We start from the raw sequence: 11,455 nt of genomic DNA on the forward strand, positions 1-11,455 counted from the left end.
CCTGGTCGGCGGGTTGCGGAGCATGATGAGGGGCGTGACAGAGCTGTGGAGTGAGCATGGCGCCGGAGTCCTGAGACTGCCTTCCGGCCGACTGGTACGGGGACGAGGTCTCCGCCACCCCATGGATCCCGGCGCGCCCCGCCCCTCCTACGGTGTCTACCTGCTCGGCCGGCAGCCGCCCGAGGTTCCCTGGGAGGCGTGCTGGGTCCGCTGGCCCGACTTCCGTCTCCCGTCGGACCGGGCAGGCGCCCGCGAGGTGCTGGCCGCCGCCTGGGCACGGGCCGCCGGGGAGCGCGTGGAGATCGCCTGCGGCGGAGGGCGCGGCCGCACGGGCACGGCCCTGGCCTGCCTCGCGGTCCTGGACGGCGTGCCCGCCGAGGAGGCGGTGGCGTACGTGCGCCGGCACTACGACCGGCATGCGGTGGAAACGCCCTGGCAGCGGCGGTACGTACGCCGGTTCGGTGAGGGATGAGCCTCTCCTTCGGCGTGCCGCCCCCTACCTTGGTAGCGCCGCCGTAGACCGACGGCCGACAGCGGGGCCGGGTGCCTGCTCGGCACAGTGAACGGCATGGAAGAGACCAAGGGGATCAAACAGACCAAGGCGATCAGCCGGGCGCAGTTCCTGGCCGGAGCGGCGGCGGTGGGGGCCGCCGGGGCACTGGGACCGGCCGGACAGGCCCGGGCGACGGAGCCCCGGCACGGCAGGGGACTGCGCCGGCGGGGCGTCGTCTACACGGTCGGGGAGGGCGAGACGCCGGGGACCGCGTGGAACGCTCGGCGGATGCGGGCCGATGTCCGGGCCATCCGGGACGACCTGCACGCCGACACCATCGACGTCACCGGGGACGGCGTCGAGCGGCTCACCGCCACCGCCGCCGAGGCCGCCGAACGCGGGCTGCACGTCTGGTTGCAGCCGACACTCGGAGACGCCCCGCAGCGGGACATCCTGGAGCACCTGGCCGAAACCGGCCGGTTCGCGGAGCGGCTCCGCCGGCAGGGAGCGAGCGTCGACCTCAGCGTCGGCTGCGAGTTCTGGCTGTTCGTCCCCGGCATCCTGCCGGGCGAGACGGCCCTGGAGCGCATCAGGCACCTGCAGAACGGCACCGTCGACTGGCCCCGGACGCTGCGCCGCCTCGCCGGCTTCACGGCGAAGGCCGCGAAGACCGGCCGCTCCGTCTTCAAGGGCGACCTCAGCTACGCCGCCGCCCAGTCCATCGACGACCCGGACTGGAACCTCTTCGACATCGTCGGCATCGACTACTACTCGTACTTCCCGAAGCGGTCCGAGTACGTCCGGGAGCTGAAGCGGTACCTGCGGTGGGGAAAGCCGCTCGCCATCACCGAGTTCGGCACGTGCGCCTACGTCGGTGCGCCCGAGACCGCCGGCATGGGCTGGGACGTCGTCGACTACGACAAGGAGCCGCCGGTGGTCAAGGGCGACCTGGTCCGCAGCGAGCGGGTCCAGGCCGACTACGTGGGTGACCTGCTGGACGTCTTCGCGTCGATGGGCCTGTACGCGGCGATGACCTTCGAGTTCCTCAGTGCGGACTCCCCGCACCGCCCGGACGAACCCCGTCTCGACCTCGACATCGCGGCGTACTCCATCACGAAGGCGATCAAGGACCGCCCGGACGACCCCGCGTCCGGCTGGCACTGGGAACCGAAGGAGGCGTTCCACGCGGTGGCCCGCCGATACGGGGCGGCGAGCCACCGCGCCGGGCAGCCGGGGTAGGCACCGGCCGTCACGGGCCGGATGTCCAGGAGGCCAACACCCGGCGGCGGTTCGGCCACGCGGCTCTCGGCGTACCCCGCTCCGGCGCCCTGGACCAGCCGGCCCACCGGCTGGTGGGCAACCCCGCCGACGCCGCCACGCTGGAGACCAACCCTGACCGGCGTGGCGATACGCGCCACCCGGCCGGGGACCGTGGCCGTCACCGGGGCACCCGCACCGGTGCCCGGCGACGGCAGGCCGGCGGCCTGGGGCGGCCCCGCCCGCCTGCCCATCGGGTGCGGTGCTCGACGTCGGCGCCACCACCTGCGGGCTGCGCGGCCGCTTCACACCCCTGCGGGGCCGGCGGCCGGCAGCCGCAGCATGAAGACGTCGACCGGGTCCTGGGATACGACCATGAAGCCGTGGCGCTCGTAGAGACGCCGGGCCGGACTGCCCTGCAGGACGTTCAGGCGGACGAGCGCGCCGTCCTCGTCGGTCCGGGTCAGCAGGGTGCGCAGGACCGCCGCCCCCAGACCGCGGCCCTGGAGGGCCGGGGCGAGATAGAAGTGCTCCAGCCAGTGGCCGTTCGCGTCGGTCCCGGACGGGCACAGGGCGACGCTGCCCGCGAAGGAGCCGTCGGCCTCGATCACCGAGGTGTGCCGGGCGGAGAAACCGTCGCGCAGGCGCTGTCTGACCCGGTGTTCGTCATAGCGGCCCAGGCGCTCCAGGTCCGGGCGCATCACCACCGCCCGCAGTTCCGCTATCGGCTCGACATCCGCCGGCCCGGCCGGGCGCATGGTCCACGTCTGTTCCATGCAGCGGGATCGTAGGCGCGAAGTAATCCGCATACCGCTTTTCACCGATCAGCTTTTCGTTTTTGCCGAACCCCTTTGCGGCGCGCCGCAGTTGTAGGGCACAGACCCCTCCCGAGTGTAGGCGCGGAGAGTCACCGAGGGGATGCGAAGAGTGAAACTCCGAAAGGAGGGGGAGCACGGTGGAGGCACGACACTCGGCGCTCGGCGCCGAAGAAGCGGAGGATGCGGTGAAAGAATTGCGGGCAGAACTCGCCGAGGCCGGAATTGTCCTGACGTCACCGGGGCTTCACCCGGTGCATCTTGTGCGGGAAGTCCCCTGTCCGCTCGTGGAATTGGACCGGTGTTCCGTTCGGACCGCCCGGCGGCTCGCGGCGGTGCCGCGATGAAGCCTCCGGTCGGCGCGTACGTCGTGGACACCCGCAGCGGCCGCATCGGCATCGTCATGGGGCATGAGGGGCCCTATGTGCAGCTGAGGCCGTACGGCGGCGGGAAGGAGTGGGACGCCGACCCCGGTGCCGTCCGGCACGCCACCCCGGCCGAGCGGCTGCGCGCGGCGACGGCGTACGCCAACGCCCGCAGCAGGGGCGAGGTCCCTTGACACGATGACCCTGCGAGAATGGCGCCATGAGTCTGTTCCGCGACGACGGCATCGTGCTGCGCACCCAGAAGCTGGGTGAGGCGGACCGGATCATCACGCTGCTCACCCGCGGTCACGGACGGGTACGGGCGGTAGCCAGGGGCGTGCGCCGGACGAAGTCGAAGTTCGGTGCGCGCCTCGAACCCTTCTCCCACGTCGACGTGCAGTTCTTCGCCAAGGGAAGCGAACTGGTCGGACGCGGGCTGCCGCTGTGCACGCAGAGCGAGACCATCGCCCCCTACGGCGGCGGGATCGTCACCGACTACGCGCGGTACACCGCGGGCACGGCCATGCTGGAGACCGCCGAGCGGTTCACCGACCACGAGGGCGAGCCGGCCGTGCAGCAGTACCTGCTGCTCGTCGGCGGGCTGCGGACCCTCGCCCGCGGGGAGCACGCGCCGCATCTGGTGCTGGACGCGTTCCTGCTCCGCTCCCTCGCCGTCAACGGCTACGCCCCGAGCTTCACCGACTGCGCGAAGTGCGGTATGCCCGGGCCCAACCGGTTCTTCTCCGTCGCCTCGGGCGGTTCCGTCTGCGTCGACTGCCGGGTGCCCGGCAGCGTCGTACCCTCGCCCCAGGCCCTGGAACTCCTCGGCGCGCTGCTTACGGGAGACTGGGAGACCGCGGACGCCTGCGAGGCGCGCTACGTCCGGGAGGGCAGCGGGCTGGTGTCCGCGTATCTGCACTGGCACATGGAGCGCGGGCTGCGCTCCCTGCGCTACGTGGAGAAGTAAGCGAAGCAAGCGAGCACGAGGAGACGAGAAACACATGGCCGTACGCGGGATCCTGGGGCGGCAGCGCCGGGAGTACAGGACGCCGGAGCCCCACCCGTCCGGCGCGCGGCCGCCGAAGCTCGGAGAGCTCGTGCCACAGCATGTGGCGATCGTCATGGACGGCAACGGGCGGTGGGCGAAGGAGCGGGGCCTGCCGCGCACCGAGGGGCACAAGGTCGGCGCCGAGCGGGTGCTGGACGTGCTCCAGGGCGCCATCGAGATGGGCGTGGGCGCCATCTCCCTGTACGCCTTCTCCACCGAGAACTGGAAGCGGTCGCCGGACGAGGTGCGCTTCCTGATGAACTTCAACCGGGACTTCATCCGCAAGAGCCGGGACCAGCTGGACGAGCTGGGTGTGCGGGTGCGCTGGGTGGGGCGGATGCCCAAGCTGTGGCGGTCCGTGGCCAAGGAGCTCCAGATCGCCCAGGAGCAGACCAAGGACAACGACAAGCTCACGCTGTACTTCTGCATGAACTACGGGGGGCGCGCCGAGATCGCCGACGCGGCGCAGGCGCTGGCGGCCGATGTGAAGGCCGGGAAGCTCGACCCGTCGAAGGTCAACGAGAAGACCTTCGCGAAGTACATGTACTACCCGGACATGCCGGACGTGGACCTGTTCCTGCGCCCGAGCGGCGAGCAGCGCACCTCCAACTACCTGATCTGGCAGAGCGCGTACGCCGAGATGGTCTTCCAGGACGTGCTGTGGCCGGACTTCGACCGCCGCGACCTGTGGCGGGCCTGCCTGGAGTTCGCCTCGCGGGACCGCCGCTTCGGCGGCGCCATCCCGAACGAGGAGCTGCTGGCCATGGAGGGCAAGCAGCAGTAGTCCACAGCGCTTCGCAGGCAAGGGTGGCGCAGTTCCCTCAGGGGCGCGGGGAACTGCGCGACCGGCCACCATGGACCCGCACCCGCGGACCGGGCCTCACCCCCACGGCGAACAGCGGCTCAGCCGCCGGAGGCCTTCGCGCAGTCCGCGCACGTGCCGAAGATCTCCACTGTGTGGGCCACGTTCACGAAGCCGTGCTCGGCGGCGATGGCCTCCGCCCACTTCTCCACGGCCGGGCCCTCCACCTCGACGGCCTTGCCGCAGCCGCGGCACACCAGGTGGTGGTGATGGTCGTCGGTGGAGCACCGGCGGTAGACGGACTCGCCGTCGGCGGTGCGCAGGACGTCGACCTCGCCGGCGTCGGCGAGGGACTGCAGGGTGCGGTAGACCGTGGTGAGCCCGACCGAGTCGCCCTTGTGCTTGAGCATGTCGTGCAGTTCCTGCGCGCTGCGGAACTCGTCGACCTCGTCCAGGGCCGCCGCCACGGCGGCACGCTGCCTGGTGGCGCGGCCCTTCACGGACGGTCCAGCGGTCGTCACCGTTGCCTCCTCACGTCTGCCTTGCCCGGGCCATTGTGCCAGCCCGGGGTGGGGGCGGTCAGACGCCGACTTCGTCGGTTGTCTTCCGGGTGCCCGGAATCGCGCACTCGGCGGGGTCGTGGGCGGGATCCGCGGCGCTCCGGGCGCGGGCGCGGCGGCGGGCCAGCGGAGTCGCGAGCGCCGTCAGCACGACGAAGGCGCCGATGGTCAGCAGCACGATGGTCGCGCCGGGCGGGACGTCCTGGTAGTACGAGGTGACCGTGCCGCCGATCGTCACGCTCACGCCGATGGCCACGGCGATCACGAAGGTCGCGGCGAAGCTGCGGCCGATCTGCTGGGCGGCCGCGACGGGCACCACCATCAGCGCGCTGACCAGGAGCAGGCCGACCACGCGCATCGCCACCGTCACCGTGACGGCCGCGGTGACCGCCGTCAGCAGGTTCAGGGCGCGCACCGGCAGGCCCGTCACCCGGGCGAACTCCTCGTCCTGGCTGACCGCGAACAGCTGCCGGCGCAGGCCGAGGGTGACCAGGACGACGAAAGCGGCCAGGATGCAGATCGCCGTGACGTCCGACTCGGACACCGTCGACAGGGAGCCGAAGAGGTACGACGTCAGGTTGGCGTTGGAGCCCGTAGGTGCGAGGTTGATGAACATCACACCGCCGGCCATGCCGCCGTAGAACAGCATCGCGAGGGCGATGTCGCCGCGGGTCCTGCCGTACCAGCGGATCAGCTCCATGAGGACCGCGCCGATGACGGAGACGAGGGTCGCCATCCACACCGGGGACCAGGTCAGCAGGAAGCCGAGGCCGACGCCGGTCATCGCCACGTGGCCGATGCCGTCGCCCATCAGGGCCTGGCGGCGCTGGACCAGGTAGATGCCCACCGCGGGGGCCGTGATGCCGACCAGGACGGCGGCGAGCAGCGCCCGCTGCATGAAGGCGTAGTCGAGGATCTCCATCAGCTCAGCAGTCCCGTGCGGATCGGTTCGTGGCCCGCGGGTGCGTGCGGGTGTACGTGGTCGTGGCCGGGCAGGGCGTGCTGCCCGACCGCCTTCGGGGGCGGTCCGTCGTGCACGACGCAGCCGTCGCGCAGGACGACCGCCCGGTCGATGAGGGGCTCCAGGGGGCCCAGTTCGTGCAGCACGAGCAGCACGGTCGTGCCCTGGGAGACCTGCTCGCGCAGCGTGTGCGCGAGGACCTCCTGGCTGGCCAGGTCGACGCCGGCCATCGGCTCGTCCATGATCAGCAGTTCCGGCTCGGAGGCGAGCGCGCGGGCGATCAGGACCCGCTGGTGCTGGCCGCCCGAGAGGGCGTTGACCGAGTCCTTGGCCCGGTCCGCCATGCCGACGAGCTCCAGGGCCGCGCGCACGGCCGCGTGGTCCGCCTTGCGCAGCACACCGAAGCGGGCCCGGGACAGGCGGCCCGAGGAGACCACCTCGGTCACCGTGGCGGGCACCCCGCCCGCGGCCGTGGTGCGCTGCGGGACGTAGCCCACGCGGTGCCAGTCGCGGAACCGCCTGCGGTCCGTGCCGAACAGTTCGATCTCGCCGGCGCCGGTCTGCACCTGGCCGATGATGCTGCGCACGGCCGTGGACTTGCCGGAGCCGTTCGCGCCGAGCAGCGCGACGACCTCGCCGTGGTGCACGGTGAGGTCGATGCCGCGCAGGACGGGGCGCGAGCCCAGGTCCGCGCGGACGCCGCGCAGGGATACGACGGGCTCGGTCATGCCGTCCTCCGATGGGTCGATCACTTCGCTCCCAGGGCCGCCTGAAGGGCCTTGAGGTTGGCTTCCATGACCTGGAAGTAGTCGTCGCCGCGGGACTTGTCGGTGATGCCCTCGAGCGGGTCGAGGACGTCCGTCTTGAGCTTCGCGTCCTTGGCGAGGGTCTTCGCGGTCTTGTCGGAGACCAGTGTCTCGTAGAAGACGGTGGTGACGCCGTCGGCCTTGGCCTCCTGCTGGAGCTCCCTGACCCGGGCGGCGCTGGGCTCGCTCTCGGGGTCGAGGCCGGAGATGGCCTCCTGGGTGAGGCCGTAGCGCTCGGCGAGGTAGCCGAAGGCGGCGTGGTTGGTGAAGAAGACCTTGGTCTTGGTGTCCTTCAGGCCGTTCTCGAACTCGCCGTTGAGGCCGTTCAGCTTCTCGACCAGGGCCGCGGTGTTCTTCTTGTAGTCGGCCGCGTGGTCCGGGTCGGCCTTCTCGAAGGCCTTGCCCACGCCCTCGGCGACCTCGGCGTACTTCACCGGGTCCAGCCAGATGTGCGGGTCGCGGGCGTGCTCCTCCTCCTCCTCGGCGTGGCCCTTCTCCTCCTCGGCGTGGCCCTCCTCGCCCGCGTGGTCGTGCTCGGTGTTGCCGTGGTCCTCCAGGGTGGTCAGCGTCGCCGCGTCGATCTTCGTCTTGATGCCGGTCTGCGAGACCGCCTCGTCGACGGCGGGCTGGAGGCCCTTGAGGTAGAGCGCCGCGTCGGCCTCTTCGAGCTGTGCCCGCTGCTTGGTGCTGATCTCCAGGTCGTGCGGCTCCTGGCCGGGCTCGGTCAGGCTGGTGACGTTCGCGTGGTCGCCGCCGATCTGCTCGGCGAGGAACGCCATCGGGTAGAACGACGCGACGACGTCGAACTTGTCCGTGTTGCCCGTCGCCGCGCTGTCGCTGGAGCAGGCGGAGAGAGCACCGAGGCCGAGAGCGGTGGCCGCGGTGACCGCGGTGGCGGATATGAGGCGTCGTCGTACGTTCATGACACTCATTTTCAACAAATATGGAAACCGTTGTCAACAAACGGGCCGAGCGGGTTCCGTGGAGGGGGTCTGGCGGTCGCGACAGGGGGAGCGATTTGATTGAGGGGGCGCCCCCGCCGGTAACCTGAAGCATTCGCTGGAAGCAACTCGCTTCGTCGCCCGTCGTCGTAATGAAGAGAGCACCGTGGCCGCCGACAAGATCGACACCATCGTCAGCCTGAGCAAGCGCCGTGGCTTCGTATTCCCCTGTAGTGAGATCTACGGCGGTCAGCGCGCCGCTTGGGACTACGGCCCCCTGGGTGTCGAGCTCAAGGAGAACCTCAAGCGCCAGTGGTGGCGCTACATGGTGACGTCGCGCGAGGACGTCGTCGGTATCGACTCGTCCGTGATCCTGGCCCCCGAGGTCTGGGTCGCCTCCGGCCACGTCGCCACCTTCACGGACCCGCTGACCGAGTGCACCTCCTGCCACAAGCGGTTCCGCGCGGACCACCTGGAGGAGGCCTACGAGGCCAAGCACAACCGCCTGCCGGAGAACGGCCTCGCGGACGTCAACTGCCCGAACTGCGGCAACAAGGGCCAGTTCACCGAGCCCAAGCAGTTCTCGGGCCTGCTGTCCACCCACCTCGGCCCGACCCAGGACTCCGGCTCCGTCGCCTACCTGCGGCCCGAGACCGCGCAGGGCATCTTCACCAACTTCTCCCAGGTGCAGACCACCTCGCGCCGCAAGCCGCCGTTCGGCATCGCCCAGATGGGCAAGTCCTTCCGCAACGAGATCACGCCCGGCAACTTCATCTTCCGCACCCGCGAGTTCGAGCAGATGGAGATGGAGTTCTTCGTCAAGCCGGGCGAGGACGAGAAGTGGCAGGAGTACTGGATGGAGCAGCGCTGGAACTGGTACACCGGTCTCGGCCTGCGCGAGGAGAACATGCGGTGGTACGAGCACCCGAAGGAGAAGCTCTCCCACTACTCCAAGCGCACCGCCGACATCGAGTACCGCTTCCAGTTCGGCGGCAGCGAGTGGGGTGAGCTGGAGGGTGTCGCCAACCGCACCGACTACGACCTCGGCGCCCACTCCAAGGCCTCCGGCCAGGACCTCACCTACTTCGACCAGGAGGCCGGCGAGCGCTGGACGCCGTACGTCATCGAGCCCGCGGCCGGTGTCGGCCGCGCGATGCTGGCGTTCCTCCTGGACGCCTACATCGAGGACGAGGCGCCCAACGCCAAGGGCAAGATGGAGAAGCGCACGGTGCTGCGCCTCGACCCGCGCCTGTCCCCGGTGAAGGTCGCGGTGCTGCCGCTGTCCCGGAACCCGGAGCTGTCCCCGAAGGCCAAGGGCCTCGCCCAGGCGCTGCGCCAGCACTGGAACATCGAGTTCGACGACGCCGGCGCCATCGGCCGCCGCTACCGCCGCCAGGACGAGATCGGCACGCCGTTCTGCGTGACCGTCGACTTCGACACCCTGGAGGACAACGCGGTCACCGTCCGCGAGCGTGACTCGATGAAGCAGGAGCGCGTCTCCCTCGACCAGATCGAGGGCTACCTGGCGGCCCGCCTGGTCGGCTGCTGACCGCTTTTCTTACACACACCGGTGCCGGGTTCCTCCGCGGAGGGGCCCGGCACCGGTGCGTCTGGGGCGGGGTCGCCAGGCGGCTGACAAGTATCGAATGACAGATATTGAAATCTGTCAGCTGTCATGCCACAGTGGACGCCATGACGATGCGAACCCGAACCCTCGGAACCACCGGACCCCAGGTCTCCGCCCTCGGTCTCGGCTGCATGGGCATGTCCGCGCTGTACGGCGAGGCGGACCGGGCCGAGTCCGTGGCGACCATCCACGCGGCGCTCGAAGCGGGCGTCACCCTGCTGGACACCGGCGACTTCTACGGCATGGGCCACAACGAGATGCTGATCGGCGAGGCCCTGCGCGCGGCCCCCGCCGCCCGGCGTGAACAGGCCCTGGTCAGCGTGAAGTTCGGCGCCCTGCGCGACCCGGACGGTGGCTGGTCCGGCTACGACGGCCGGCCGGCCGCCGTGCAGAACTTCGCCGCGTACTCCCTCCAGCGGCTCGGCGTCGACCACATCGACGTCTACCGCATCGCCCGCCTCGACCCCGACGTGCCGATCGAGGAGACGGTCGGCGCGATCGCGGAGCTGGTCGAGAAGGGGTACGTGCGGCACATCGGCCTCAGCGAAGTCGGCGCCGAGACGATCCGGCGGGCCGCCGCCACCGCGCCGGTCTCCGACCTCCAGATCGAGTACTCCCTGATCTCGCGTGGCATCGAGGAGGAGATCCTCCCCACCACGCGCGAGCTGGGCATCGGCATCACGGCGTACGGCGTGCTCTCCCGGGGCCTGATCTCCGGCCACTTCACCGCCGACCGGCAGCTCGGCGCCGGCGACTTCCGGGCGATGTCCCCGCGCTTCCAGGGGGACAACCTCCGGCACAACCTGAACCTCGTCGAGGCGCTGCGGAAGATCGCCGAGCAGAAGGGCGTCAGCGTCGCGCAGATCGCCATCGCCTGGGTGCTCAGCCGCGGTGAGGACATCGTGCCCCTGGTCGGCGCCCGCCGCCGCGACCGGCTCACGGAGGCGCTGGGCGCGCTGGACGTCACGCTGGAGGCGGCCGACCTGACCGCGATCGAGGAGGCCGTACCGCCCGGCGCCGCCGCGGGCGACCGCTACCCGGCGGCCCAGATGGCACACCTCGAGAGCTGAAGCCGGCTCCCGGTACGGTCAGGGCATGGCACCGACCAGCGAGATCCTGACCGCCGAGCGCATCCTCGAGGCGACCGAGGAGGTGCTGCGCCGCCACGGCCCGGCCAAGGCCACCGTGGTGGACGTGGCCCGCGCGCTCGGCGTCAGCCACGGCAGCGTCTACCGTCACTTCCGCACCAAGGCGGCGCTGCGCGAGGCGGTCACCAAGCGCTGGCTGGACCGCACGTCCGGGGAGCTCTCGGGCATCGCCGCGGGGGAGGGTGACCCGGAGGCCCGGCTGCGGGACTGGCTGGCCGCGCTGTTCGCCGCGAAGCGCCGCAAGGCAGGCGGGGATCCGGAGCTGTTCGCCACGTACACGGTCCTCACGGACGAGAACGGCGCGGCGGTCGGTGAGCACATCGCCGACCTGACATCCCAGCTGACCCGCATCATCCAGGCCGGCGTCGAGACCGGCGACTTCGCCGCCACCGACCCGGAGGCCACGGCCCGCGCGGTCTTCCAGGCGACGGGGCGCTTCCACGACCCCTGCTACGCGCGGGAGTGGGAAGAGCCCGGGGCCGAGGCCGACTTCGCCTCGGTCGTCGACCTGCTGGTGCGAGGCCTGCGGCCCTAGGCCGTGTCCGCAAAGTGGTTGGCGCGTTGGTCTGTGCGTGGTGCGTCGTCATGAGCTGACCGATGAGTCGTGGGCGGTGATCGAGCCGTTGCTGGCT

Annotated in this window: 14 protein-coding genes and 1 pseudogene; 10 read left to right on the forward strand and 5 right to left on the reverse strand. The window is 70.8% G+C overall.

The features are described 5' to 3' along the window. The first annotated feature begins 25 nt into the window (after window positions 1-25). The 3 genes and pseudogenes from ABZ192_RS10850 to ABZ192_RS10860 all read left to right on the forward strand — a co-directional run. The gene (locus ABZ192_RS10850; protein ID WP_356924164.1) at window positions 26-472 is read left to right on the forward strand and encodes a protein phosphatase; all 447 of its coding nucleotides are present in this window, start codon (window positions 26-28) and stop codon (window positions 470-472) included. Between the two features lie 96 nt (window positions 473-568). After that, window positions 569-1,732: an abortive phage infection protein gene (locus ABZ192_RS10855; RefSeq protein WP_356924165.1), complete on the forward strand. Its 1,164-nt coding sequence runs from the start codon at window positions 569-571 to the stop codon at window positions 1,730-1,732. 47 nt (window positions 1,733-1,779) lie between these two features. Continuing rightward, a pseudogene (locus ABZ192_RS10860) lies at window positions 1,780-2,048 on the forward strand (allophanate hydrolase subunit 2 family protein); the annotation flags it as partial. Window positions 2,049-2,055: 7 nt separating this feature from the next. Here the strand turns inward: ABZ192_RS10860 and ABZ192_RS10865 are convergent. Further along, window positions 2,056-2,526: a GNAT family N-acetyltransferase gene (locus ABZ192_RS10865; protein ID WP_356924166.1), complete on the reverse strand. Its 471-nt coding sequence runs from the start codon at window positions 2,524-2,526 to the stop codon at window positions 2,056-2,058. 179 nt (window positions 2,527-2,705) lie between these two features. Between ABZ192_RS10865 and ABZ192_RS10870 the strand changes: the two genes are divergently transcribed. The 4 genes from ABZ192_RS10870 to ABZ192_RS10885 are packed head-to-tail and all read left to right on the forward strand — an operon-like array spanning window position 2,706 to window position 4,762. Beyond that, complete coding sequence (locus ABZ192_RS10870; RefSeq protein WP_356924167.1) at window positions 2,706-2,912, forward strand: hypothetical protein; 207 nt, start codon at window positions 2,706-2,708, stop codon at window positions 2,910-2,912. Further along, the gene (locus ABZ192_RS10875) at window positions 2,909-3,124 is read left to right on the forward strand and encodes a hypothetical protein (protein WP_086599578.1); all 216 of its coding nucleotides are present in this window, start codon (window positions 2,909-2,911) and stop codon (window positions 3,122-3,124) included. The genes ABZ192_RS10870 and ABZ192_RS10875 overlap by 4 nt, the downstream gene beginning before the upstream one ends. Before the next feature lie 26 nt (window positions 3,125-3,150). Then, window positions 3,151-3,897, forward strand: coding sequence for a DNA repair protein RecO (recO, locus tag ABZ192_RS10880; RefSeq protein ID WP_356924168.1), 747 nt, complete (start codon window positions 3,151-3,153; stop codon window positions 3,895-3,897). 34 nt (window positions 3,898-3,931) lie between these two features. Then, window positions 3,932-4,762: an isoprenyl transferase gene (locus tag ABZ192_RS10885; protein WP_356924169.1), complete on the forward strand. Its 831-nt coding sequence runs from the start codon at window positions 3,932-3,934 to the stop codon at window positions 4,760-4,762. A 119-nt stretch (window positions 4,763-4,881) separates the two neighbouring features. Here ABZ192_RS10885 and ABZ192_RS10890 read toward each other — a convergent pair whose 3' ends face one another. The 4 genes from ABZ192_RS10890 to ABZ192_RS10905 are packed head-to-tail and all read right to left on the reverse strand — an operon-like array spanning window position 4,882 to window position 8,030. After that, window positions 4,882-5,301, reverse strand: coding sequence for a transcriptional repressor (locus ABZ192_RS10890; protein WP_356004323.1), 420 nt, complete (start codon window positions 5,299-5,301; stop codon window positions 4,882-4,884). A gap of 58 nt (window positions 5,302-5,359) precedes the next feature. Beyond that, a complete protein-coding gene (locus ABZ192_RS10895) occupies window positions 5,360-6,262 on the reverse strand; it encodes a metal ABC transporter permease (protein WP_356924170.1) in 903 nt (300 codons plus the stop codon). Then, entirely contained in the window at window positions 6,262-7,029 is a 768-nt protein-coding gene (locus ABZ192_RS10900; RefSeq protein ID WP_274816162.1) for a metal ABC transporter ATP-binding protein, read from the reverse strand. The genes ABZ192_RS10895 and ABZ192_RS10900 overlap by 1 nt, the downstream gene beginning before the upstream one ends. Window positions 7,030-7,049: 20 nt before the next feature. Continuing rightward, window positions 7,050-8,030 carry a metal ABC transporter substrate-binding protein gene (locus ABZ192_RS10905; RefSeq protein ID WP_356924171.1) on the reverse strand — a complete coding sequence of 327 codons (981 nt, stop codon included), beginning with the start codon at window positions 8,028-8,030 and terminating at the stop codon, window positions 7,050-7,052. A 184-nt stretch (window positions 8,031-8,214) separates the two neighbouring features. Here ABZ192_RS10905 and ABZ192_RS10910 point away from each other — a divergent pair, with 184 nt between their 5' ends. The 3 genes from ABZ192_RS10910 (at window position 8,215) to ABZ192_RS10920 (ending at window position 11,358) form a co-directional block, all read left to right on the forward strand. Next, window positions 8,215-9,597: a glycine--tRNA ligase gene (locus ABZ192_RS10910; protein ID WP_356924172.1), complete on the forward strand. Its 1,383-nt coding sequence runs from the start codon at window positions 8,215-8,217 to the stop codon at window positions 9,595-9,597. 143 nt (window positions 9,598-9,740) lie between these two features. Further along, window positions 9,741-10,745, forward strand: coding sequence for an aldo/keto reductase (locus ABZ192_RS10915; protein WP_356924173.1), 1,005 nt, complete (start codon window positions 9,741-9,743; stop codon window positions 10,743-10,745). A gap of 25 nt (window positions 10,746-10,770) precedes the next feature. Further along, window positions 10,771-11,358 carry a TetR family transcriptional regulator gene (locus tag ABZ192_RS10920; RefSeq protein ID WP_356924174.1) on the forward strand — a complete coding sequence of 196 codons (588 nt, stop codon included), beginning with the start codon at window positions 10,771-10,773 and terminating at the stop codon, window positions 11,356-11,358. Window positions 11,359-11,455 lie beyond the last annotated feature (97 nt).

It is taken from the genome of Streptomyces sp. NPDC006235 (assembly GCF_040613735.1).
Taxonomy (GTDB): Bacteria; Actinomycetota; Actinomycetes; order Streptomycetales; family Streptomycetaceae; genus Streptomyces.